The sequence below is a fragment of the Kitasatospora sp. NPDC034023 genome (assembly GCF_055575795.1).
In genome coordinates this window covers 80,905-103,952 of the sequence record NZ_JBVIRY010000014.1, presented here as the reverse complement: position 1 = coordinate 103,952, position 23,048 = coordinate 80,905, and the positions used below count along the sequence as shown (strand labels likewise).

The window sequence follows — 23,048 nt, the reverse complement described above, 5'->3', positions numbered from 1 at the left end:
GTTTCGACCGGACCGGCTCCGCCGCCTATGCTGCGGCGAATGTCCACCGAGCAGATACCGTCGCACCGTCAGCAGCCCGCGTTCCTCGACGCCGTGGCCGAACTGGAGGCGGTGGTCGCCGCCGGGGACGACGAGCGTTTCGGCTCCACCCTCGGCCTGGTCGGCGGCCTGTTCGGCTCGGCCGACCCGGAGGAGCGGGCGGCGGCCGGCCCCCGGCTGGCCGCGCTCCTGCCGGACGCCCCGCCGTTCCCCCGTTCCCACCTGGCGATGGTGGTGGGTGCCTGCGTCGAGTACGGCGCCGACCCGGTCGCCTGTGCCGGCCCGGTGCTGGCCGGCCTGCGCGGGGCGCTGACCGGGGTGGAGCTGCTGGTGCGGCGCTGGGCCGAGACCGGCGGCGGCCCGCTGCCGGACCCGGAGGAGGACGATCCGGCCGCGGCCCACGAGCGGATCGCCGACCCGGCGCTGCTGGACGAGTGGCACGCGCACCTGGCCGTGGTCGGCTGGTGGACGCTGCACCTGTGGCAGCAGGCGTCCTGGGCGGTCTACTCGCACGCCCCGGTCCGGGCCGAGGCCCACGCCTCGGGGGTGACCGAGGCGCTCGTGGAACTGTTCGGCCGGTACGGGGGCGAGCAGCACGACCTCAGGGGCCTGGGCCACCTGGCGCTGATGCTGGACGACGAGCCGCTGCTGGTGCTCGACCGTCCGACCGGCACCGGCTACCTGCTGCGGATGAGCGGCCTGAGCGACACTTTCCAGCTGCACACCCTGCTCGCCGATGTGCTGATCGGCGGCGGCCACCTGCCCGGCGCCCCGCAGGACCCGGAGGTGGCGGCGCTGGCCCGGACGGCCTTCCTGGACGGCCGCCGGGTGACCGCGACCGGCGCCTTCAACCTGGTCGCCCCGGACGGCTCCTGGCTCTGGAACGAGGGCACCCCGAGCGACATCCCGGTGCTGGACGGCCTGCGCACCCTGGTGCTGGAGCCGCTTCCGTACGAGCGCAGCTGGTCGGCCGGGCGGTTCATCCAGGAGGTCCCGGGCGACCTGCGGCTGGAGCGGGTGCTCGACCCGGCGGAGGCGGCGCACAAGCTGGCCCGTACGGTCCCGGGGCAGTCCCCCGCGGAGGCCTTCCGGTAGCGGGCGTACCGACGAGCCGCAGGCCCCGGAGGTTCGCCGGCCCGGTCGGGTTAGGGTCGGAATCCGACACAGCCCCGAGGAGTGGAGTCGACGATGGCGAAGGTCCCGAACGTGCTCGCGGCCGCCGCGCCCGCCGCGCTGACCGCGGCGAGCGGTCTGGTCGGTGGTTACGGCGTCGCCCGCTGGACCGGCCGGCGCGAACTGGGCGGCGCGGTGCTGGCGGTGGCCGGCGCCGGGGCGGCCGCGCAGTGGCGCCGGAGCTCGGGCCCGGGCGCCGCGGCGGCGCTGACCGGCCTGTACGTGTCGGCCTTCGGCGGCTCGCACCCGCTGGCGAAGAAGATCGGCGCCTGGCCGTCCGTCTTCGCCGTCACCGGTGTGGTCGTGGCGGCCTCCACGGCCGCGACGGCGCTGTCCGCCCGCAAGCGGTAGCCGGCCCGCGGTAGCCGGCCCGCGGTAACCGGCGGCCCGCGGTAACCGGCGGCCCGCCGAACGGGACGGCCCGCCGCTCCCGCTACTGCTCCCCCTTGCCGAACCGGGCCTCGAAGGCGGCCCGGTTCGCCGAGACCGGCGAGCGGTCCCAGACCGCGAACACCACCCGGTCGAAGGCCGCCCCGTACCGGGCCAGCGCGGCCTCGAAGGCCTCGGCGACCTGGGCCGGGTCGTTGCCGAACACCCCGCAGCCCCAGGCGCCGAGCACCAGCGCGCGCACCTCGTGCCGGGCCGCCGCCGCGAGCACCCGGACGGCCCGCTCGGCGAGCACGCCCCGCACGTCCGTACCGGGCGAACGCCGTTCCAGCTGCCCGGCGTTGGGCGCGGGCGAGGTCAGGAAGGTGACCGGGTACGGCTGCGCCAGCAGGTCTCCGCGCCGGTCCCGGATGACCGGCACGTCGGGCGAGACGATCACCCGGTGGCTGTACCGGAGGTCGGTGGAGGCCCGGTGCGCCTCGTAGTAGTCCGGCGCCTCCAGCAGGCAGCTGTACAGCAGCGCGCTGCGGCACACGTCCTCCTCCTGGGCGCGGGCCCCGCGCAGGTACCCGCCGCCGGGGTTGCGCGCGGAGGCGAAGTTCAGCACCCCGACCGGGCCGCCCCCGGCCTCGACCAGCCGCCGGGCGGCCTCGATGCTCCCCTCGGCCGTCACCTCGACGCTGCCGCGCGGCCCCGGGCCCGGCTCGCCCGCCGCCACCAGCGCGTCCAGCGCCTGCGGTGTGTACGACACCGTGCCGGCCTGCGCCGCCGTCAACTGCTTCCCCACCCGCACGGGTTCGCCGCCGGCCGTCCGGTAGTCCCCCCGCTCGGCGATCTCCTCGTTCACCCGTGCCACGTCCTGCAGTCTGCTGCTCATGCTCCGGACGCTACGGGACTACCGCGTCCGCGCGCCACAGGTTATTCTCACTTCCAGAACAACACCTCGGGGGGAGCATGACGAGGTGTCGGGGGGTATCGGGGGAACGCGAAGGGCCCGCTCCGGGGGACGGAGCGGGCCCTTCGTACGTTCAGCCGGGCGGGCGGTCGACTACCGCCCGTACGACGTCAGTTCTTCCAGCGCGGCTTGCGGTCGTCGCGGTTGAAACCGCCGCGGTCGGCGCCACGGTCGCGGTCGCCGAAGCCACCACGGTCACGGTTGAAGCCACCGCGGTCGGCCTGCGGACGGCCGCCGGAGCGGTGGTCGTCGCGGCGGGCGAACGGACGGCTGCTGCTGCTGCCGCCACGCTCGTCACGGCCGAAGGCCGGACGGTCACCGAAGGAACGGGCCGGACGGTCACCGAAGGAACGGCCGCCGCGGTCGTCGCCACGGTCGCGGTTGAAGCCGCCGCGGTCGCCACCGCGGTCACGGTCGCCGAAGCCACCGGAGCGACGGTCGTCGCGGTCGCGGCCGCCGAAGCCGCCACGCTCGCCACCACGGTCACGGTTGAAGCCACCGCGGTCGCCACCACGGTCACGGTCGCCGAAGCCACCGGAGCGACGGTCGTCACGGCCGCCGAAGCCACCGGAGCGACGGTCGTCGCCACGGTCGCGGTTGAAGCCGCCGCGGTCGCCGCCACGGTCACGGTCGCCGAAGCCACCGGAGCGACGGTCGTCACGGTCGCGGCCGCCGAAGCCGCCACGCTCGCCACCACGGTCACGGTTGAAGCCACCGGAGCGACGGTCGTCGCCACGGTCACGGTCCCGGTCGCGGTCACGACCGAAGGCCGGACGCTCGCTGCGCGCCTCGCGGTACGCCGGGGCGCGGTCCTCGGTCTTCGGCGCGGAGGCGCGGTCCTCGGCCTTCGGCGCGGAAGCGGGGGCCTCGGCGGCGGCCGGAGCGGCAGCGGCCTCGGTCGGCTCGCCGGTCTCGTCGGCGGCCGGCTCCTCGTCCTCGATGCCCAGGTCGGCCCGCTCGCGCGCCGCACGGGCGGCCAGGCGGTCGGCCTCCTCGCGCAGCTCGGTGGCGCGACGCTGCGCGCGCTCCAGCTGGCGGGTCATGTCGGCGATCTCGCGCTCGGCGGCACCGGCGATGTTGGCGGCGCTCTCCGCCTGGACCTCGGTCAGCGAACGGGCGCCGGTGATCCGGGCGACCTCCGCGTCGAAGGCGTGGTCCAGGATGTGGCGGCTGGCGTCGACGCCCGCGTCCTCCATCAGGCGGAAGATGCCGCGACGCTGGTGCGGCAGCACCAGGGTGACGACGGCGCCGGAGCGGCCGGCCCGCGCGGTGCGGCCGGAGCGGTGCAGGTAGTCCTTGTGGTCGCCGGCCGGGTCCACGTTCAGGACCAGGTCGATGCCGTCGACGTGGATGCCGCGGGCGGCGACGTCGGTGGCGACGACGACGTTGACGTAGCCGTCCTTGAAGTCGCCGAGGACACGGGTACGGGCGCCCTGGGTCATGCCACCGTGCAGCGCGTCGGCCTTCACACCGGCCTCGATCAGCTGCTCGGCGACCCGGTCGGCGCCCATCTGGGTGCGGACGAAGATGATCGTGCGGCCCTTGCGGGCGGCGATCGCGTTGGTGATCGGCGCCTTGTCCTTGGGCTTCACCACGAGGATGTGGTGGGTCATGGTCGTGACGGCGCCGGCCGAGGGGTCGACCTCGTGGGTGACCGGGTTCTTCAGGTAGCGCTTGACCAGGGTGTCGATCTCGTTCTCCAGGGTGGCGGAGAACAGCAGGCGCTGGCCGCCGGCCGGCACCTGGTCGAGGATCTCGGTGACCTCGGGCAGGAAGCCCATGTCCGCCATCTGGTCGGCCTCGTCGAGCACGACGGTCTGGACGTCGGCGAGCTTGGCACTGCCGCGGTTCAGCAGGTCCCGCAGGCGGCCCGGGGTGGCGACCAGGACGTCGACGCCGCGCTCCAGCGCGTAGATCTGGTTCGACATCGAGGTACCGCCGCAGACGACCTTGAGCTTGAGGCCGAGCACCGAGCCGAACGGCTCCAGGGCGTCGGCCACCTGCATGGCGAGCTCGCGGGTCGGGACCAGGATCAGGCCGCGCGGGTGCTTGGGCTTGGTGCGCTCGCCGTCGGCGAGGCGGGTCAGCAGCGGCAGGCCGAAGCTGAGGGTCTTGCCGGAGCCGGTACGACCACGGCCCAGCACGTCCTTGCCGGCCAGGGCGTCCGGGATGGTCGCGGCCTGGATCGGGAACGGGGTGGTGACGCCGCGCTTGGCGAGGGCGCGCACGACGTCGTCGTGCAGGCCCAGGTCGCCGAAGGTGAGGGTCGGCTCGGCGGCCGCCTCCTCGGTGGCCTCCACGGCCTCGGCGATCACCTCGTCCGCGGCGGTGTCGATGGTGTCGATGGTGTCGGTGACATCGGCGGCGGCCTCGTTCGCGGGCATGGCGAAGCGGGCGTCGTCAACGAGAGACATGCAAAACCTTCCGGAAGTGGCACGCGCCAAAGTCCGGGGTTCTGTTTCACAACCGCCTCTATGCGGTCAGCCACGGATCGCCGGAACGCGCCAAGGGCGCCAGATGAATTAGGGCGCCAGTCAAATGAATCAAACGAACGATCTACCACCATAGAGGACCCGGGGGGGCGGAGGCAAATGCCCTGGTTGATCCCCCAGTGCCCACCCCCGGCGCCCACCGCTAGTGCCCGGCGGCGCGCGGGCTCGGCGCCGGGGAACCGGAGCTGCCCGACGAGGGTTCCGGGCCCGGCGGGACGGTCGCGGCGGGCGAGGTGTGCTCGGGCTCGGGGGTGCTCGACGGGCGGCTGCTCGGGGTGGCCGAGGGGGAGCCCGCCGAACCGCCGGAGCGGGGCTCGCCGGTGCCGCCCGTCCCGCCGGAGCCCGTCGTGCCGCCGGAGCCGGTCGACGCGCCGCCGCCGGGGTGCGGCGCCGGGCTGGTGTCCACCGCGCCCGCCGAACCACCACCGGGCGCACCCGCCGGAGCCCCCGGCACCGGGACCACTCCGGTCACCGTGCCACTCGCCCCGGGCGCCACCTCGCCCGGCGTCGAAGCCGTGGCCCCGCCCGGCGCGTTCTCGGCCTGCGGGCCCCCCGGCCGCTCCGGGCGCCCCGACACACCGCCCGGGTGCCCGGCCCCCGGCGAGGCCGACGGCCCGCCCGTCGCCCCCGGCCGGGCCGCAGCACCGGCCTGCCCGACCGGCGCCACCCCGCCGTGCTTCTCCTCCGCCGCCGGGCCCACCGACATGCACCCGGTCAGCCCCATTCCGGCCACCGTCAGCACCGCCGCCGCCCGCACCGCCCGTGAGCGCAGCACCGCCGTGTTCCGCACCCGCACCGCCCGCACCGCCCGCGCCGCTCGCACTGCCCGAACCGCTCGTCCTGCCCGAACCGCCCGCACCGAAGCCACCGAGGTCCCTCTCTACCGCCCCACCCGGGCCGCCCACTCACGCGCGGCCGCTTTCGGTGCCCAACGCGCGCCCGGCCCGGCGGGACACGGGCAGGGCGGCAGTTCGCCCCCGGTCTCCCGCCGAGGGCGCCGCCTCAGCCCCGGAGTTTCAGCCCCGGAGCATCCGCCCCGAAGCCTCAGCCCCGAAACCTCAGCCCCAGAGCGCCGAGGCCAGCTCCGCCCCGGCGTACACCGCGGCCAGCCCGGCCACCACGCTGCCGGCCACGTTCGCCAGCGCGAACCGCCCGGCACCGGTCTCGGCCAGCCGCAGCGTCTCGTACGAGAAGGTCGAATACGTGGTCAGCGCACCGCACAGGCCCGTCCCCAGCAGCAGCTGGACCCGCGAGGACGCCGCACCCGCCGCCACCGCGCCGGTCACCGTCCCGAGGATCAGGCAGCCGACCACGTTCACCGTGAAGGTCCCCCACGGAAACACCGAGTCGTGCCGGGACTGCACCGCCCGGTCGGTCAGATACCGCATCGGCGCGCCGACCACCGCGCCCGCCACCACCAGCAGCCAGTTCACCCCGCCGACTCCCCCCGACCCGACCCCTCGCCCGACCCCCGGTCCGAACCCTCGCCCGAGCCGCCACCCGCGCCGTCACCCGAACGCCCGTCCGGGCCGCGCCCGGTGTAGGTCACGACCTCGCACCGGTCCAGCAGCACCAGGCCCTCCGCCACCAGTCCGTCCAGCTGCGGCAGGAACGCCCGCACCCGCTCCTCCTCGTCCACGATCACCACCGCCACCGGCAGGTCCTCGCTCAGCGACAGCAGCCGCGTGGTGTGCACCAGCGACGACGCCCCGAACCCCTCGATCCCCCGGAACACGCTCGCCCCGGCCAGCCCGGCCGCCCGCGCCCGGTGCACGATCTCGCTGTACAGCGGGCGGTGGTGCCACCGGTCGCTCTCGCCGACCAGCACCGTCAGCCGCAGCGCCGGCCCGCCCAGCCGGGTCACCGCGCGCCCCCGCCGGTCGCGGCGCCGCCCCGCACGGCTCCGCGGCGCACCGCGCGGTGGATCAGACGCCGGGTCAGCCCGGCCGCCGCCCACACCGCGACCAGCGCGCCCAGCAGCGTCAGCCCCAGGTACGCCAACCCCGGCCCGAGCCGGCCCGCCTCCAGCAGCCGCCGGACGTCCACCGCGTACGTCGAGAAGGTGGTGAACCCGCCCAGCACGCCGGTGCCGAAGAACGGCCGCACCAGCGGATGCGCCTGGCGCCCCTCGGTGATCACCACCAGGAACACCCCGATCACCGCGCAGCCGACCACGTTGACCAGCAGCGTCATCCACGGGAAGGCCGTCGGCCCGGTCTGCCAGCCGAGCCCCGCCGCGTACCGGGCCACCGCCCCGATCGCCCCGCCGGCCGCGACCGCCGCCACGGCGGGCCCCTGCCCGCGCAACACCGGCGGCCGGTTCGGCACCCGGGCCGCGACCGGCGGCGGCGTCCGGGGCGGACCGTCCACCGTGCCGTCCAACGCGCCCTCCGAGGTCGTCATAGCCCCATCAAACACCGGCCTCCGCCACCTGGCACACCGTCACCCCAGACCCGACAATGATCCGGTGGAGATGACCCGGGAAGAGTTCGAGACGCTGGTCAGCGATGCGCTCGACCAGATCCCCCCGCAGCTCGCGGCCATGATGGACAACGTCGCGATCTTCGTCGAGGACGAACCCGACCCGAGCGACCCCGAACTCCTCGGCCTCTACGAAGGCACCCCGCTCACCGAACGCGGCGAGTGGTACGCCGGCGTCCTGCCCGACCGCATCCTGATCTACCGCGGCCCCACCCTCCGCCACTGCGAGACCCGCGAGCAGGTGGTCGAGGAGGTCCGCACCACCGTGATCCACGAGGTCGCCCACCACTTCGGTTTCGACGACCACGAACTCGACGAGCTCGGCTGGTCCTGACCCCCTCCGCAGCCCCGCCCCGCCTCCGCTCCACCGGCCGGCCGAAACCCGTTTTGGCGTTCCGCCCGACATCCCATATGCTTCTCGACGTCCCCGAACGCTGGAAACAGCGGGACAGGCCGCAAGCCCTCATCGTCTAGTGGCCCAGGACGCCGCCCTTTCAAGGCGGTAGCACGGGTTCGAATCCCGTTGGGGGCACGCAGTACCGTAGTAAAGTGCAGTGCCGCAAGACCTTAGTGGTTCGCCACTACCAGGTCCCGTGGAGCAGTTGGTTAGCTCGCCACCCTGTCAAGGTGGAGGTCGCGGGTTCAAGTCCCGTCGGGATCGCTCGTCTCGCAAGAGACGGTGCAGTACGGCCAGGTAGCTCAGTTGGTACGAGCGTCCGCCTGAAAAGCGGAAGGTCGCCGGTTCGACCCCGGCCCTGGCCACATAGCCTGACCAGGCACGATGCCCTCGAAGCAGATCGCTTCGGGGGCATTTTCGTGTTGTTTGACGCCAACGGCGCAGCGGACGGTCACTCCCCTCACCAGGCCAGTGAGTACGTGACGTACTTGACGTACTTCCACCGGAGGGCGACCCTGGCCCTCGGACGAGGAGGCTTCCCATGACAGCGGTCCACTATGAGAGCTATACCGAAGCCCGAGCACATCTGAAGGACCTGCTGGACGCGGCGGGGCAAGGCCGGGTCGCGACCGTTCGCCGAGACACCGGGTACGCGGCCGTGGTCGACGCGGGGCGGCTGCGCCACGCTCTCACTCTGCTGTGCCCTTCCAAGGCCGAGGTGGTCGCCGAGGGCGGCGGCTGGTCGGTGTTCTTCCCCGGCCTGCCGGTCGCCGCGGACGGCGGCACATTCGATGAGGCCATCGACGAGATGGTCGACGCGCTGCGCGAGTATGCGGAGGACTGGCAGGACCGTCTCCTGAACGCGCCGAATCACCGCGGCAATTGGGGCCTGGTCCAGCTCATCGGCCTCAGCGACGACACCCAGCTCCGCGACTGGCTACTCGGAGCCGCGAAGTGACCTGGCCTCAGCCGACACGCGAACGACACGAGCAGTTCTGCAAGATCGAAGGCTGGGGCCGCGTACGGGACGCCCGTGGCCGCGCCGGCACCCATCACGTGACCTACGAACTCGGGCTTGCCGACGGGCGCGTCCTGCGCACCCGAGTGTCTCATCCGGTGGACCGCACCGCGTACGGCGCCGGTATGTGGGCACACATCCTCCGCGACCAGTTGGATGTGACGGAGGACGTGTTCTGGCCCTGTGTCCTGGAAGGCACGCCTCCCGGTCGAGGCGCGCCTGAGCCACCACGCGAGACACTTCCCGCAGATCTGGTCCACCTGCTGATCAGCCGCGCCGGACTCACCGAGGACCAGGTCGCCGAGCTGGACAAGGCCCAGGCGATCGCGCGACTCCAGCAGTTCTGGACCGAGGGCCACTGACACACTGCCCTCGCTGCCGGTTCAACGCGCCCGGCGTGCCGAGCTCCCACCTCGGGTCTGGGAGCTCCGAAGCGACTTCACCGCCACGGCACGACGCACATCGCCCTGCCCGAGGGCTTCGGGCGATCCCCTGGTCAGCGGTCGGCCAGCAGCGCGCTCGCCAGCGCCGATGCGGTGCTCGGCCCCTTGCCGTGGCGCGGTCGTGCTCCGGACAGTGACGGCATGCGCTTGGGACCGCGTTCCTGGCGGGCCCTCTCGATGACCGTAGTCCCGGTCTCCGCCTCCAGCACGGGGGCGTAGCCGGCGGCACGAAGCGCAGTAAGGGTCGCTTCCGGCTCGGCCGTGCTGATCAGCACGGTCGGTGCGATCCGGCGCAAACCGAGCTTGGAGAGCGCACGGGCCGCGGCGAGCTCCGACACCAGTGCCTCGTCGTCGGAGCGGATGCAGCAGGCGGAGCGCACCACTCGCATCCGGCCGTGGGTCCGCGCGGTGTCCTTGATCAGGTACTCCAGGGGCTGCGGAAGCGGCCGCCCGCCCGCGGAGACGTCGGCCAGCCGAGCCAGCAGGTCGGCGGCGTCCAGTCCGGAGTCCAGCGCCCGGCGGACCGCCGCCGGGGTGATCCGCCACACCACGGCATGGCCCTCCGACTCCCGGTCCGCACAGGCGGCCAGCAGGTCGGTCAGCTCTGGTGCGGCAGCTCCGGCGACCACGGCCGTAAGGTCCGCCTGGAACCGGGCAGTGGTCTGCGGCGCGGGCAGCAGCGCGTCCAGGGCAGTGGACAACTGCCGGACCGCCTCGTCCAGAGCAGGACGGTCGTGCAGCGCCGGCCCCGCGCCAGGAACGGCGGGGAAGTGGCGGTGCGCCCCCGCCCTCAGGAGCCCGAGCACGGCGTGCCCGAGCGGGGTCAGCGCTCCGTGGGCGACGACCCCGAGCAGCTCCGCCTCGGCCAGGGTCGCCTCGACCCGCTCAGCCTCCCACGGCCCTTGGGCGAGGGCGGTCGGGCGGAACCAGGCCGCCGTGGCGCTGAGGCCGGCGAGAGCGGTCGCCCGCGCGCGGGCGGACTTGCCGGTGGGGACTCCGCGCCCGGCCGGGAGGGTGGCCAGAGCCTCCAGCACGGCGTGGCGCAGATCGACGGCCTCGCCGTCCTCCGGCGTGACCAGCGCGACCGGGGTGTCGTTCTCGTCCGGCCAGTGGCTGAATACCTCGGGCACCACCGCCCAGGTGGCGACGAGCGGCAGCAGCCGTTGAGCCGGTGGGGCCGCCAACCACTCGTCGTACCGCTCGGTGGGCAGCATCCGGGCAGGTGGCGGGGATTCCGGCCGACGCGCGCGGCCCCGTCCTCTTGCCGGGGCCTCCGGTTCCGCGGCGCAAGGGGTGATCAGGTCCGCGTTGTTCGCCAGGTCGAGCCACAGCCGGGCCCGTTCCTCCGACATGCCGACCGCCTTCGCCAGCCGACGGGTGTCCCGGACTGCGATTCCGCCCGCCTTACGCACGGCGAGTGGCTGCGCGGCAACCTGACGAAGCATCAGCTCGACCCGGGAGGCCGCCTCGGCCAAGGCCGCCTGCGCCTGGCTCTCGACTGCACCACCTGGGATCTCCACCGTGCCCTCGACCGGGGGCGGGGCAGACTGGTAGCTCGGCGCGCGATCGTGGTCGCGCAACGCGTCGGCCACCTCGCGCGGCAGTTCCGCCAGGTCCTCATCCACCGGAAGGACCAGGCCGCGGGCGGCCAGCCAGTCCGTGCCGGGATCTCCCGAGCCGCCTTCCCGGAAGGTGAACTTGCCTCCGGAGCCCGGGTAGAAGCCGCCGTACCGGGAGACGAAGCAGTGCGTACGCAGCAGTGGCGGGCCCGGGACCAGTTTGTTTAGCAGGTCCAAGGCCGCGGGCGGCGCCTCGGCGGCCATGGCGCGCACGCGCTTCGCGTCCCTGAGCACGTCCACGATCTGCCGCTGCGCCTCGTCCCGAGTCCGCGCCTTCGCGAGCCCCAGCCCCTGCGCGATGCGGTGGATCTCCGGAGCGTTGAAGGCCTCGGTGAGCAGTTGTTCGGCGGGCCGGCCGTAACTGTCGCCTTCACCCGCCTGGCGGTGGACCAGGATCGGAACGATGACCCTGCTTCCGGACGAGGGCAGTACCAGCGCCCGCTCGGTCAGCCGGGACAGCGCGGCCCCGGCCGCAGACCGGCCCCCGCCGTCGAGTTGCAGGAATCGGAAGAGCTGGTCCCGGGGCACGGACCGGTCGGCCGGGTCGACCGCAGGCGCGTCGAGCCGTGGTGAACGGCCGCCGTAGCCCATGAACAGGTGATGAGCGGGCGGGAGGGCCGGTAGCGGACCGTGCAACCGTTCGGCCAGGGTCGCCACAGCGACCAGCAGTTGAAGATCCCCGAGGTTGATCTCGCTCAGCCCCAGGGCCGTCGAGGCATCCGTCAGGAGGTGGCCGGCCAGGTCGGTCAGGCTCGCCACCCTTGCCGCGTAGGGCAGTTCGCGCTGCTCCAGCAGTTCGGTCAGCTGCGAAGGAGTACGGTCGGCCAGCCAGATCGCGAGACTTCGTGCTGCTTTCACCGCGCCAAGCGTAGTGAATCGCCAGCGGGGATGGGGCCAGAGGTTTGAACCAGGGACCTTCCACCGTCGCTTGACGCCGACGCGAACCGAAGTGGGCTAGGGCATCCGTTGACGCCCTCTCCCCCGGCCTTCGGCCGGGAGGTACCCCGAGGTGCCCCCGGCGGACGGTGGCCCCTCGGCGAAGTGCCTGGCGTCAACCACGGAGAGCCCGGTGGTCGAGTCGGCGCAGCAGGCCGGGCAGGTGCCGGTACTCCTCGCGGAGCCATCCTCGTCTTTGACTCAACGCTGCCAACCCCGCTTCACGCCGCGTCGGCGCGCCGACGCGGCACGAAGCGCATCGTCGTCCTTCCGTCCAGCGGGGCCAGCTGGATGTCGAGGTCCGCCTCCAGCGCTTCGGCGAGCCGTGCCAGGAGGGGGAGGGTGGGGGTGGTTTCCCCCAGTTCCACGCGGGAGATGCCGGGCTGCGTCATGCCGGCCCGCCGGGCGAGTTCGGCCTGGGAGATTCCCAGTTGCCTTCGTCTCTCGCGTAGAGCGGCCGACAGCTGCTGCCCGTAGTCCATGGCTTCCCCTCAGGCAGCGCGAGCAGCGAAGCTGACTGCCGTGCCCGAGGTCGCCAGGTGGACGTCCACGGACACCTCCAGAGCCGCGGCAATCCGGAGCAGCAACTCGGAGGTGACCGGGAGGACTCCCCCAACCTCGAGGTGTTCCACCTCGTCGGCGGTGACACCGAGGCGAATCGCCAGCTCATCCTCGTTCAGGCCCAGCTGGGTGCGCCGGTCGTAGACCAGCTGACCGAGTGCCATGGCCAGACGGATCTGCTCTCGCTCGGCGACGATTGCGGGGGGCTCGAACTCCCCGTGCAGCGCGCGCTTGTCCCTAGCCAGCTGCCAGCGTGCGTGGTTCACCGCTCCTCCTCCGCCGTGCACGGTCGCGGCAGCCGGTTCGCCGCGCATGCGGCGCAGGAGTTCGGCTCCCAGCTGAGGCTCGTCCCCCAGCGCGAGGCGCAACAGGAGGTCGTCCTTCTCCTTCTCGGGAAGCGCGGCGATCAGCGGCGCCAGCTCCTTCTTCCCGGGCCTCTTCCGAGGTGCGGGGGCCGGCGGGCTGGCCTGGGCGGCGACCGCCAGCAGGTCGGCGTCGACGCGCAGGAAGTCCGCGAGCGCTCGCTGCGGGGCGGTGAGCCGGTCGAGCCCGGCCGGGACCGGGGGCTCGACCGCTTCCCGGTAGGCCTCCTCGTCGTCCTCCTGGAGCGCCCAGGCGCCGATGGCGGACAGCCATGCGAGGTACAGGGCACGGTGGTCCCCGGCGGCCAGCTCGGCCCGCACCCCGGCGATGGCACCCAGTGAGTCCTCGGCGCCCTCGTCCCAGTCTCCGCTCTCGTCCTCGCTGCGCAGGTCCAGGACGAGGTGGGTCTTGGTCGTCCATGCCTCGACGCACTCGTCGAAGCAGTACGGCTCCACCGCCCGCAGCGGGAGCTGCCCCTTGGGCAGGCGCAGGATCACCTGATGGGTGCCCCAGTTGGTCAGGTAGAGGTGGGCGTCGTAGTACTGCTCCACCATCCGCCGAGGATCGCCGCGGAAGTTGCCCCACTGATATTCGTTGGTGAAGCTGGTCGCGGTGATCCGGGCCCGGGTGGACAGCGACCGCAGTTGCCCCTGCTCGTCGCTGGTCAGCGGCCGGTCGATCGCCAGGAACTCGTAGTACTGGTACTCGCTCATCGCGGCGACCCTAGCGGGAATGCCGGTCGTCGCTCTTCTGGAGACCGGCGACGCCATCGACCCGGCCATCGGTGACAGGACATTCAAGACCAAGTCCAGCCAGGAGCTGTACCACCTGAACCTGCTGGTCGAATGGGCCAAGGCGGCCCGGCTGCTGCGGGTCCCCGGCGGCCGCCTGGTGCCCGTCAAGAAGAACGCGCGCGTGCTGGAGGACCCCGAACGCCTCCTCGACGCGCTGTTCGAGGCCGTTCCGCGCATCGGCGAGGCGGTACTCCCCTTCGGCTGGCTCGGCTCGATGCTCTCTGAGGAATACCCCGCCGGGCTGCGGGCGGTGCTGACGAGCCTCTACGCTGCGGACCTCCCGGTGCCGGAGCAGAAGCTGCGGACTGCGGTGTGTGACTACGGTTGACGCCAACGCTGACGCCAACCGCCCCGAACGATGGCGTCCGACGGCAGCCTTCCGCGGACGAGAGAATCACCCAAACTTGGGCATCTCGACGCCCCGGCTTGGCCTGAAAAGCGGAAGGTCGCCGGTTCGACCCCGGCCCTGGCCACAACCGGGAAGCCCCCGTAGCGAATTCGCTACGGGGGCTTCGTCGTTCCGCAGGCCCGGCCACGGGCTGCTACCCGGCGAGAACACCGATCTGATCCCGCCCGACGTCGGCCCTTCTCCAGCAGGCCGGACGCCACCCGCCACCACCGGCGCGAGGACATCGGCTTCGGGGAGACGCTGCGCGTCCCGGACCCCTTCGGCTTCGAGCCGGCCACCGACGGCCTGCTGCCGTACCGGCCCCGCGCCGCCCGAGATCCCCCCGCAGGGGGAGGGGGAACCACCGGCGGGACGATCCGTCGGGGTGGGGCGGGGCGGGACCGTGGGGGCATGGAGACGACGAGGGACACGGGCTGGAACCGGGTGGCGGCGGGGGCCGGGTACGTGGCGGCGGGCTGGGCGGTGGCCTTCGCGCTGGTGCACGTGTACTGGCTGGCCGACGGGCGGCTCGGGCTGCCGGAGGGCCGCTCGGTGTGGAGCAGCACGCCGCTGCTGGTGATCGACGTGATCGCGATCCCGCTGTGCGCGGTGGCTGCGGCGGTGGCGCTGGCGCCGGTGCGGCGGTGGGGCGGGCGGGTGCCGGCGCGGCTGCTGACCGGTGCGCTGTGGGGCACCACCGCGCTGCTGGTGGAGCACGCCGCGCCGTCCGTGCCCGACTGGATCGCCCTGGCCGTCGGCAGCCGGTCGGGCGCCGAGCTGGACGCGATGGCCCGGTTCGCGACCTTCGGCTACGAGCCGTTCTTCCTGGCCGGCGGCCTCCTCTTCGCCCTCACCTCGCTCGGCCGACGGGCATCCCGCCGGTCAGCCGCGCGGTCAGCCGCGCGGTGAGCCGGTCGGCGGTGGTGGCGAGCCAGTCCGGCAGGGCGGGGCCGAGCAGGTGGTTGCCGTCCGGGACGAGGAGCAGCTCGGCGTCGGGGGCGTGCTCGGCCAGGGCGGTGGCGGTGGTGACGCCCGGGATCCGGTCCTCGCCGCCCTCGACGACCAGCAGCGGCAAGGCACCCCGCCCCGCTCGACGTGCCCGGCGAGGACCTCGGGGATCCGGCTCAGCCGCTTCGGGTGGAACCCGGTGGTGTTGCCCATCGGTCGGCACCTCTCCGACCCTTGACGGCACATCAGGTCGATCGGGGCCACTGTGCCGCACGGCACCGACAATTCGGACGAGGCGGGCGGTCCGGGACGGCGGAGGGCGGCTCAGGACGTGCGGAACCAGTTGTCGTCGGTGCCGAGGACCGTGCCGTCGGCGGCGTAGAGGGTGAAGGTCCTGGCGTCCGAGCCCGGCTTCTTCGGGATGGCGAACCAGCGGGTCGTGGAGTCGCCGACGGCGACCGGCACCGCCTCGGTGGAGCCGCCGGTCTGCCAGGTGACCACGACCTTCGCGACCTCGGGCGTGACTCCGGCGACCACCACCAGCGAGGCGCCCAGCTCCCCGCCCTTGGCGCCGAGCATCGCCCCGCCGCCGGAGAAGTAGTCGCCGGGGACGGACTTCGCGCCCGGCTTCGCCGGCACGACGGTCTGGTGCACGGTGTCGTCCACCTGCCGCCGGCCGTCGAGGGTGAGGTAGAGGTTCACCTCGTCCAGGTCGGCCCGCCAGTGGCGGTCGACCTCGCCGTTCGTCATCTTCGGCAGCTGTGGGATGGCGGTGTGCCGGTCCTCCCAGCGCAGTTCCTCCTGCCGGTAGGCGTCCTCCTTGGTGGGGGCAGCCGGCCACAGGGCGGCCCAGGCCTGCCAGGTGTGGCCGTTGGCGGTGCCTTCGCCGACCTTGACCCGGATCGGGGTGAACGGGTCCCGCGCGGGCTCGGTGGGGGTGGCCGCCGCGGAAGCCGGGGCCGAGCCGGACGCCGAGGCCGCCACCGCCACGGAGGAGACCGCCTGCCGGCCGCGCTCGCCGAGCACCGCCCCGCCGCCGACGACCGCCGCGACCAGCACCGCGGCCGCGCCGGCGGTCAGCAGCCGCCGGCGGCGCAGCCGGCGCCGCCCTCCGCTGAGCAGCCGGTCGTACGGCACCGTCCCGATGTCGACGCTCCCGGCCAGTTCGCCGAGGGCCCGCGCGGCCTCCGCCGCGTCGTCCCCGGCGCCCGCGGGGCCCCCGGTCATCGACTCCTTGTTCATCTTCCGCCTCCGATGGTGGTCAGTCCGCTGAGTGAGGAGGCCTGCCGGAGCTTGGCGAGCCCTCGGGCCGCCTGGCTCTTGACCGTCCCGACCGAGCAGCCCATGGCCGCCGCGGTCTGGGTCTCGGTGAGGTCCTCCCAGTAGCGCAGGACGACGGCCTGGCGCTGGCGCGGCGGCAGTGCGCCGAGCGCGGCGAGCAGCGCGGCCCGGTCGTCCGGGTCGGCCCCGGCCGGTGCGGCCCGGTCCGGGACGGCGTGCACGAGCTGTTCGACCGGTCTGCGCCGGAACCGCCGGGCGTGTTCGTTGACCAGGATCCGGCGGACGTACGCGGGCGGGTCGTCGGCCGCGCGCACTCGGCCCCAGGCGACGTACGCCCGCTCCAGGGCCTGCTGGACCAGGTCCTCGGCGCCGTGCCGGTCCCCCCGCGAGCAGGTAGGCCGTCCTGAACAGCCGCGACCACGCGCTGCCGGCGAACGCCCGGAACTCCTCGTCCCGTGCGGTCTTCTGGGCTCCCATGAGCACCTCCTCAAACCCCCAGAGCCCGCAACGGCCGCGGACCGTTGCCCGCCGTTCGCGATTCGCCGTCGGCGGCTGTGACACTGGAGGGGCTCGAAAACCGAGGTGCGCTCCGCCGTGCCTCCTTGCGAACCTAGAGGGATGCCCGCAGTGAGTTCTCCCGCAGTCCAGTCCGCCCCCGTCCCCGCCGAGGGTCCCGGAATAGGTGAGCTGGCCGCCCGCCTGCCCGAGCTGACCTTGCGCGACGAGGTGCGGATCGGGCGCCGCCTGGAGGGGGCCCGCCGGGTCCGCAAGGCCGAGGCCCGGCAGAAGGTCGCGGCCGAGATCGCCGCCGACATCGACCGCGCCGAGTTGCTGGTCGAGCAGCGCCGGCGCGCCGTTCCGCCGATCACGTATCCCGCGGAGCTGCCGGTCAGCCAGAAGAAGGACGAGATCCTGGCGGCGATCCGGGACCACCAGGTGGTGATCGTCGCGGGCGAGACCGGCTCCGGCAAGACCACCCAGATCCCGAAGATCTGTCTGGAGCTCGGCCGCGGCGTGCGCGGTCTGGTCGGCCACACCCAGCCGCGCCGGATCGCCGCCCGTACGGTGGCCGAGCGGGTCGCGGAGGAGCTGAACAGCCCGCTGGGCGAGGCAGTCGGCTGGAAGGTCCGGTTCACCGACCAGGTCGGCCAGGACACCCTGGTCAAGCTGATGACGGACGGCATCCTGCTCGCGGAGATCCAGACAGACCGCGATCTACGCCAGTACGACACCCTGATCATCGACGAGGCGCACGAGCGCAGCCTCAACATCGACTTCATCCTCGGCTACCTCAAGCAGCTGCTCCCCCGGCGCCCCGACCTCAAGGTCGTGATCACCTCCGCGACCATCGACCCGGAGCGCTTCGCCCGGCACTTCGGCGACGCCCCGATCGTCGAGGTCTCGGGCCGGACGTACCCGGTGGAGGTCCGCTACCAGCCCGTCCTCGACGACGACGCCGAGGAGCCGGACGAGGCCGACCGCGACCGGGACCAGGTCCAGGCGATCTGCGACGCCGCCCAGGAGCTGCAGGCCGAGGGCCCGGGCGACATCCTGGTCTTCCTCTCCGGCGAGCGCGAGATCCGCGACACCGCCGACGCCCTCAACCGGCTGAAGCTGCGGAACACCGAGGTCCTGCCGCTGTACGCCCGGCTCAGTTCGGCCGAGCAGCACCGGGTCTTCCAGCGCTCCGGCAGCCGCCGGATCGTGCTGGCCACCAACGTGGCCGAGACCTCGCTCACCGTCCCCGGCATCAAGTACGTGATCGACCCGGGCACCGCCCGGATCTCCCGCTACAGCCACCGCACCAAGGTGCAGCGGCTCCCGATCGAGGCGATCAGCCAGGCCAGCGCCAACCAGCGCAAGGGCCGCTGCGGCCGGACGTCGGACGGCATCTGCATCCGGCTGTACTCGGAGGAGGACTTCCTCTCCCGCCCCGAGTTCACCGACGCCGAGATCCTGCGCACCAACCTGGCCTCGGTGATCCTGCAGATGACCGCGGCCGGTCTCGGCGACATCGCCGCCTTCCCGTTCCTGGACCCGCCGGACTCGCGCAACATCAAGGACGGCGTCCACCTGCTGCACGAGCTGGGCGCGCTGGACCCGGACGAGAAGGACCCGCGCAAGCGCCTCACCCAGCTCGGCCGCAAACTCGCCCAGCTCCCGGTGGACCCGCGGATGGCCCGCATGGTGCTGGAGGCGGACCGCAACGGCTGCGTCCGCGACGTCATGGTGATCGCCGCCGCGCTCTCCATCCAGGATCCGCGCGAGCGCCCCGCCGAGAAGCGCCAGGCCGCCGACGACCGGCACCGCCGGTTCACCTCGGAGACCTCGGACTTCCTCTCCTACCTGGCGATGTGGCGGTACGTCCGGGAGCAGCAGAAGGAGCTCTCCTCCTCGGCGTTCCGCCGGATGTGCAAGGCGGAGTTCCTCAACTACCTGCGGATACGGGAGTGGCAGGACATCTACACCCAGCTGCGCACGGTCGCCAAGCAGTTGGGCGTGACGATGGAGGAGCCGCATCCGGACGCCGAGCCGGACGCCGACCGGATCCACCAGTCCCTGCTGGCCGGCCTGCTCTCCCACATCGGTCTGTTCGACGTGGAGAAGCGCGAGTACGGCGGCGCGCGCGGCGCCCGCTTCGCGGTCTTCCCGGGCTCCGGCCTGTTCAAGAAGCCGCCGCGCTGGGTGATGTCGGCCGAGCTGGTGGAAACCTCCCGGCTCTGGGCCCGGATCAACGCCAAGATCGAACCGGAGTGGGTCGAGCCGCTGGCCGGCCACCTGATCAAGCGCAGCTACAGCGAGCCGCACTGGGAGAAGAAGGCCGGCGCGGTGCTGGCGTACGAGAAGGTCACCCTCTACGGGATGCCGGTCGTCGCCCAGCGCAAGGTCAACTACGGGAAGATCGACCCGGAGCTGTGCCGCGAGCTGTTCATCCGCAACGCGCTGGTCGAGGGCGACTGGGAGACCCACCACAAGTTCTTCGCGGAGAACCGCAAGCTGCTCGGCGAGGTCGAGGAGCTGGAGAACCGGGCGCGCCGCCGGGACATCCTGGTGGACGACCAGACCCTGTTCGAGTTCTACGACTCCCGGCTGCCCGACGAGATCGTCTCCACCCGGCACTTCGACTCCTGGTGGAAGAAGGCCCGGCACGAGCAGCCGGACCTGCTGAACTTCGAGAAGTCGATGCTGATCAACGACGCCGCCGACGGCGTCACCGAGGCCGACTACCCGGACCACTGGCAGCAGGGCAAGCTGCGCTTCCAGCTGACCTACCAGTTCGAGCCGGGCAGCGACGCGGACGGCGTGACGGTGCACATCCCGCTTCCGGTGCTCAACCAGGTCACCGCGGAGGGCTTCGACTGGCAGATCCCCGGTCTGCGGGAGGAGTTGGTCACCGCGTACATCAAGTCGCTGCCGAAGGCGATCCGGCGCAACTTCGTGCCCGCGCCGGACTTCGCCAAGGCGGCGCTGCGCGGGGTGAAGGACCGCCAGTCTGCAGGCACATTCGGCTCCGCCGAGGGGCTGCTCCCGGCGCTGGAGCACGCCCTGAAGCGGCTGACGGCGGTCACCGTGCCGCCGGAGGCATGGGACGACGAACGGGTGCCGGACCACCTCAAGGTGACCTTCCGGGTGGTGGACGGGCGCCGCAAGCTCGCCGAGTCCAAGGACCTGGAGGAGCTGCGGCTGAGGCTCAAGCCGAAGCTCAAGGAGACGCTGTCCTCGGCCGCGTCCGGCCAGGGCATCGAGCAGAGCGGGCTGACCGCGTGGCCGGAGTCGCTGCCGGTCCTGCAGCGCACCTTCGAGCAGCGCTCGCGCGGCCACGCGCTGCGCGCCTACCCGGCCCTGGTGGACGAGGGCAGCGCGGTCGGCATCAAGCTGTTCGACACCCCGGAGGCCCAGGCGCAGGCGATGTGGGAGGGCACCCGGCGGCTGCTGATGCTGACCACCAACTCCCCGGCCAAGTCGATCCAGGGCCGGCTGGGCAACCAGGCGAAGCTGGCGCTCTCGCACAGCCCGCACGGCTCGATCGCCGCGCTCTTCGAGGACGTCGTGTCCGCCGCGACGGACCGGCTGATGTCCCAGGCCGGCGGCCCGGCCTGGGACGAGGCGGCCTTCGGCAAGCTGCACGAGAAGGTGCGCACGGACCTGTACGAGCTGTCCGCGGACACCACGCTGAAGACGGCCACCGCGCTGATCGCCTTCCACAAGGCCTCGACCCGGCTGAAGTCGGTGAGCAGCCCGGTGCTGCTGAACGCGGTGAACGACGTGCGGCTGCACCTGGCCTCGCTGGTGCACCCGGGCTTCGTGACCGCCACCGGCTGGCAGCGGCTGCCGAACCTGAAGCGCTACCTGCTGGCGGTGGACCGCCGCCTGGAGGCGCTGCCCAACCATCCGCAGCGGGACGCCCAGCAGTTGCTGAAGGTGCAGCAGGTGCAGCAGGCGTACGGGGAGCTGCTGGCGGCGGTGCCGGCCGGGCGGCAGCCGTCCGAGGAGGTGCGGGCCATCCGCTGGATGATCGAGGAGCTGCGGGTCAGTTTCTTCGCCCAGTCGTTGGGCACGCCGAGCCCGGTCTCGGAGAAGCGGATCATGAAGGCGATGGAGGCGGCCAGGGCGACGCTCTGAGCTGCGGGTGGGCCTTCAGGAGCCAGTTCGACCTGGAGGCCCACCATGGGCTACGATCTGTCTTGTTCGCAGCGCAAGCGAGTGAACGAGATCAGAACACTCTGGTCCTGTGGAGCAGTTGGTTAGCTCGCCACCCTGTCAAGGTGGAGGTCGCGGGTTCAAGTCCCGTCAGGATCGCCGTACCGAGAGGCCCGGAACCGTCAGGTTCCGGGCCTCTTGCGTTTGACCGTCCGGCTCCCTACCCCGGCCGGGTCCGGACCTCAAGCGACAGCCCGCGTGACGGTCGTCACTCATGTTCCCCGAAGGCCGGCCCCGGGGCGGACCTATCCGAACACCACTAATTTAATATGTAAAATTGTACAGCTATTCACTGTATTTCCCCCCCGCATCATGCGCATCAAATCGTTATCCGGAGTTCAACATTCCGACCGGCCGACCGGTACCGGCCACCCGGAGCCGAACACGACAAAGGGGCCGCTTACCGGACCCGGCGGAGTCCGGTAAGCGGCCCCTTTAAAGAGCCTTTGGCCTATCAGGCCTCAGTGCGCTGAGCCGGAATCCCGGCAAGCAGGGCGCGCACCTCCGCCTCACGGTAACGGCGGTGACCGCCGAGCGTGCGAATCGACGTCAGCTTGCCCGCCTTGGCCCAGCGGGTGACCGTCTTCGGGTCCACGCGGAACATGGTGGCAACCTCTGCCGGCGTCAGCAGCGGCTCAGCATCAGGGGTACGAGCGGTCATGAGCGGCCTCCTCGGGAGAACCGAACCAGGGCGGTTCTATCCTTCAAATTCTGCACCTTGGCCCGCGATGCCCGAAATGGCATAGACGGGCCGAGTCGGTTATAGGACGAACGGCTTGTCCTGGTGTCTACAACTACACCATCCGTCCAGCCCTATCGACCAAACCGCCAAAATTGACCCCTCACGGGTTCAAGGCCGACGGATGGCAATGGACCACCCCATAACGGACAGTCACGCGACGATGACGTCCGGTTACGGAGGGGCCAGACCCTCCGTTTCCCCACAAAGCACGCATCGACTCCAGAACCACCCAAAAGTGGGCACGCTCACGTGAAGTTGGGCTGGTTGTCCCATTTTTGCACATAGGGGTAAGTTCGCGTCAACGGTGAGTAGTGTCACGTTCGACAGCTATTGACCCGAACCGGGACCTTGGTCATGGGTGGGGCGCCCCTCAGGACTCTTACAGTCATACACGGGCGGTCGGACGTCAGTTCGCGTGCCGCAGCGCCAGCACCCGGCGCCACCGCGCCGTCAGTTCCCCGTACACGCGCAGCGCCTCCGCGGTGTCCCCGGCCCGCAGCGCGCGCAGCCCCTCCTCCAGCTCCCCCGCCGAACGGTCCGCCAACAACCGGTCCGGCCCCAGCAGATGCACCAGGCCCCCGTAGTCCAGTTCCACCAGCGAGCGCGGATGGAACTCCTCCAGCCACCGCCCGATCCGCTCCGCCCCCCGCACCAGCTCCCCGTCCGGCACCGCCTCGCGCAGCGCCCGGTAGGCCCGCGCCACCCTCCGGCGCGCCTGCGCCATCGGCACCAGGTAGAACAGCGACGCCGGCCGGGCGCCCCGCTCCCCCGCGCCCCCTGCCGCGCCCGCCTCCCCCGGCAGGAAGCAGCGGTCCTCGTCCCCGAACGGCAGGAACCAGCGCACCGGCACCTCCCACCGGCTGGTGAGGATCCACGGCCGGGCGTCCGGGTGCTCGGCCCGCCAGCGCTCCCGGTCCGCCTCCGCGGCCTCCCGGGTCGCCGGCGGCAGCGCGGTGTCCAGCAGCGCCACCGGCCCGGTCCGCAACTCCTCCAGCGCCTGCCAGCTGCGCAGCCTGGTCGCCCACGGGCAGACGTACAGGACACCGTCCACCACCCGCAGGTAGGCCCGCCCGCTCTCCCGCTCGGGCAGCGCCCGGGGCGTGCGCGCGACCAGCTCCGCGAGGGCCTCCCGCTGCTCCTCCAGCACCGCCGCCGCCACCGGCTGCGCCGCCGCCCCGGCGTCCGGCCCGCGCTCCGCCGCGTAGGCCTGCCAGCGCGCCCGCTCGGGCTCCGGGTACGCGGCCAGCGGCTCGTAGACCCGCAGGTGGGCGGCGTAGGGCGGCTGTACGGAAGTACGTACGACGGTCACGTCCTGCATGGTCGCACGCGC

The 23,048-nt window shown here is 72.6% G+C and carries 21 protein-coding genes, 4 tRNA genes and 1 pseudogene; 12 read left to right on the top strand and 14 right to left on the bottom strand.

Annotated features, from left to right (window positions below; translation table 11 throughout):
* Positions 1 to 39 precede the first annotated feature (39 nt).
* Positions 40 to 1,134, top strand: a complete 1,095-nt coding sequence (locus ACZ52R_RS20035; protein ID WP_465615737.1) for a hypothetical protein — start codon at positions 40 to 42, stop codon at positions 1,132 to 1,134.
* 93 nt (positions 1,135 to 1,227) lie between these two features.
* Complete coding sequence (locus tag ACZ52R_RS20030; RefSeq protein ID WP_465661718.1) at positions 1,228 to 1,563, top strand: hypothetical protein; 336 nt, start codon at positions 1,228 to 1,230, stop codon at positions 1,561 to 1,563.
* Positions 1,564 to 1,645: 82 nt separating this feature from the next.
* Here the strand turns inward: ACZ52R_RS20030 and ACZ52R_RS20025 are convergent, their stop codons facing one another.
* The 6 genes from ACZ52R_RS20025 to crcB (ACZ52R_RS20000) form a co-directional block, all read right to left on the bottom strand.
* The gene (locus ACZ52R_RS20025) at positions 1,646 to 2,476 is read right to left on the bottom strand and encodes a TIGR02452 family protein (protein WP_465753823.1); all 831 of its coding nucleotides are present in this window, start codon (positions 2,474 to 2,476) and stop codon (positions 1,646 to 1,648) included.
* A gap of 188 nt (positions 2,477 to 2,664) precedes the next feature.
* Positions 2,665 to 4,968: a DEAD/DEAH box helicase gene (locus ACZ52R_RS20020; RefSeq protein ID WP_360497870.1), complete on the bottom strand. Its 2,304-nt coding sequence runs from the start codon at positions 4,966 to 4,968 to the stop codon at positions 2,665 to 2,667.
* Between the two features lie 220 nt (positions 4,969 to 5,188).
* On the bottom strand, positions 5,189 to 5,869 hold the full coding sequence (locus tag ACZ52R_RS20015) for a hypothetical protein (protein WP_465661714.1): 681 nt from the start codon (positions 5,867 to 5,869) through the stop codon (positions 5,189 to 5,191).
* Between the two features lie 235 nt (positions 5,870 to 6,104).
* Positions 6,105 to 6,479: a fluoride efflux transporter CrcB gene (gene crcB, locus ACZ52R_RS20010; RefSeq protein WP_465661712.1), complete on the bottom strand. Its 375-nt coding sequence runs from the start codon at positions 6,477 to 6,479 to the stop codon at positions 6,105 to 6,107.
* A complete protein-coding gene (locus ACZ52R_RS20005) occupies positions 6,476 to 6,910 on the bottom strand; it encodes a DUF190 domain-containing protein (RefSeq protein WP_465615730.1) in 435 nt (144 codons plus the stop codon). The genes crcB (ACZ52R_RS20010) and ACZ52R_RS20005 overlap by 4 nt, the downstream gene beginning before the upstream one ends.
* Positions 6,907 to 7,449, bottom strand: coding sequence for a fluoride efflux transporter CrcB (gene crcB / locus ACZ52R_RS20000; protein WP_465753822.1), 543 nt, complete (start codon positions 7,447 to 7,449; stop codon positions 6,907 to 6,909). The genes ACZ52R_RS20005 and crcB (ACZ52R_RS20000) overlap by 4 nt, the downstream gene beginning before the upstream one ends.
* A 70-nt stretch (positions 7,450 to 7,519) precedes the next feature.
* Here crcB (ACZ52R_RS20000) and ACZ52R_RS19995 point away from each other — a divergent pair, with 70 nt between their 5' ends.
* The 6 genes from ACZ52R_RS19995 to ACZ52R_RS19970 all read left to right on the top strand — a co-directional run bounded on the left by ACZ52R_RS19995 (position 7,520) and on the right by ACZ52R_RS19970 (position 9,304).
* Entirely contained in the window at positions 7,520 to 7,861 is a 342-nt protein-coding gene (locus ACZ52R_RS19995) for a metallopeptidase family protein (RefSeq protein WP_316523923.1), read from the top strand.
* A gap of 125 nt (positions 7,862 to 7,986) precedes the next feature.
* Positions 7,987 to 8,059 (top strand) — tRNA-Glu (locus ACZ52R_RS19990).
* A 55-nt stretch (positions 8,060 to 8,114) separates the two neighbouring features.
* Positions 8,115 to 8,188 (top strand) — tRNA-Asp (locus ACZ52R_RS19985).
* Between the two features lie 27 nt (positions 8,189 to 8,215).
* Positions 8,216 to 8,289, top strand: a tRNA-Phe gene (locus ACZ52R_RS19980).
* A 176-nt stretch (positions 8,290 to 8,465) separates the two neighbouring features.
* Positions 8,466 to 8,882 (top strand): prevent-host-death protein, encoded by a 417-nt coding sequence (locus ACZ52R_RS19975; RefSeq protein WP_465615727.1) that lies wholly within the window; start codon positions 8,466 to 8,468, stop codon positions 8,880 to 8,882.
* On the top strand, positions 8,879 to 9,304 hold the full coding sequence (locus ACZ52R_RS19970) for a cytotoxic translational repressor of toxin-antitoxin stability system (RefSeq protein ID WP_465753821.1): 426 nt from the start codon (positions 8,879 to 8,881) through the stop codon (positions 9,302 to 9,304). The genes ACZ52R_RS19975 and ACZ52R_RS19970 overlap by 4 nt, the downstream gene beginning before the upstream one ends.
* A 134-nt stretch (positions 9,305 to 9,438) precedes the next feature.
* Here ACZ52R_RS19970 and ACZ52R_RS19965 read toward each other — a convergent pair whose 3' ends face one another.
* The 3 genes from ACZ52R_RS19965 to ACZ52R_RS19955 form a co-directional block, all read right to left on the bottom strand.
* Complete coding sequence (locus ACZ52R_RS19965; protein WP_465753820.1) at positions 9,439 to 11,862, bottom strand: helicase-associated domain-containing protein; 2,424 nt, start codon at positions 11,860 to 11,862, stop codon at positions 9,439 to 9,441.
* Positions 11,863 to 12,161: 299 nt separating this feature from the next.
* Positions 12,162 to 12,422, bottom strand: a complete 261-nt coding sequence (locus ACZ52R_RS19960; protein WP_406113099.1) for a helix-turn-helix domain-containing protein — start codon at positions 12,420 to 12,422, stop codon at positions 12,162 to 12,164.
* Between the two features lie 9 nt (positions 12,423 to 12,431).
* Positions 12,432 to 13,577, bottom strand: coding sequence for a helix-turn-helix domain-containing protein (locus ACZ52R_RS19955; RefSeq protein ID WP_465615721.1), 1,146 nt, complete (start codon positions 13,575 to 13,577; stop codon positions 12,432 to 12,434).
* A 19-nt stretch (positions 13,578 to 13,596) separates the two neighbouring features.
* Between ACZ52R_RS19955 and ACZ52R_RS19950 the strand changes: the two genes are divergently transcribed.
* Positions 13,597 to 13,986 carry a hypothetical protein gene (locus tag ACZ52R_RS19950; RefSeq protein WP_465615719.1) on the top strand — a complete coding sequence of 130 codons (390 nt, stop codon included), beginning with the start codon at positions 13,597 to 13,599 and terminating at the stop codon, positions 13,984 to 13,986.
* A gap of 471 nt (positions 13,987 to 14,457) precedes the next feature.
* The gene (locus tag ACZ52R_RS19945; protein ID WP_465753819.1) at positions 14,458 to 14,955 is read left to right on the top strand and encodes a DUF3995 domain-containing protein; all 498 of its coding nucleotides are present in this window, start codon (positions 14,458 to 14,460) and stop codon (positions 14,953 to 14,955) included.
* On the opposite strand, the gene ACZ52R_RS19940 is transcribed toward ACZ52R_RS19945, so the two are convergent.
* The 3 genes and pseudogenes from ACZ52R_RS19940 to ACZ52R_RS19930 form a co-directional block, all read right to left on the bottom strand.
* Complete coding sequence (locus ACZ52R_RS19940; protein ID WP_465615715.1) at positions 14,897 to 15,121, bottom strand: alpha/beta fold hydrolase; 225 nt, start codon at positions 15,119 to 15,121, stop codon at positions 14,897 to 14,899. The genes ACZ52R_RS19945 and ACZ52R_RS19940 overlap by 59 nt on opposite strands.
* A 197-nt stretch (positions 15,122 to 15,318) precedes the next feature.
* On the bottom strand, positions 15,319 to 16,221 hold the full coding sequence (locus ACZ52R_RS19935; RefSeq protein ID WP_465753818.1) for a hypothetical protein: 903 nt from the start codon (positions 16,219 to 16,221) through the stop codon (positions 15,319 to 15,321).
* A gap of 11 nt (positions 16,222 to 16,232) precedes the next feature.
* Positions 16,233 to 16,752, bottom strand: a pseudogene (locus tag ACZ52R_RS19930) (SigE family RNA polymerase sigma factor).
* A gap of 141 nt (positions 16,753 to 16,893) precedes the next feature.
* Between ACZ52R_RS19930 and hrpA the strand changes: the two are divergent.
* Both hrpA and ACZ52R_RS19920 read left to right on the top strand, forming a co-directional pair.
* Positions 16,894 to 20,898, top strand: a complete 4,005-nt coding sequence (gene hrpA, locus ACZ52R_RS19925) for an ATP-dependent RNA helicase HrpA (RefSeq protein WP_465615709.1) — start codon at positions 16,894 to 16,896, stop codon at positions 20,896 to 20,898.
* Between the two features lie 103 nt (positions 20,899 to 21,001).
* Positions 21,002 to 21,075, top strand: a tRNA-Asp gene (locus ACZ52R_RS19920).
* A gap of 355 nt (positions 21,076 to 21,430) precedes the next feature.
* On the opposite strand, the gene bldC is transcribed toward ACZ52R_RS19920, so the two are convergent.
* Together bldC and ACZ52R_RS19910 are read right to left on the bottom strand one after the other, a co-directional pair.
* The gene (bldC, locus tag ACZ52R_RS19915) at positions 21,431 to 21,637 is read right to left on the bottom strand and encodes a developmental transcriptional regulator BldC (protein WP_014137253.1); all 207 of its coding nucleotides are present in this window, start codon (positions 21,635 to 21,637) and stop codon (positions 21,431 to 21,433) included.
* Between the two features lie 487 nt (positions 21,638 to 22,124).
* Positions 22,125 to 23,027 (bottom strand): DUF8083 family protein, encoded by a 903-nt coding sequence (locus tag ACZ52R_RS19910; RefSeq protein ID WP_465615707.1) that lies wholly within the window; start codon positions 23,025 to 23,027, stop codon positions 22,125 to 22,127.
* Between the last annotated feature and the right edge of the window lie 21 nt (positions 23,028 to 23,048).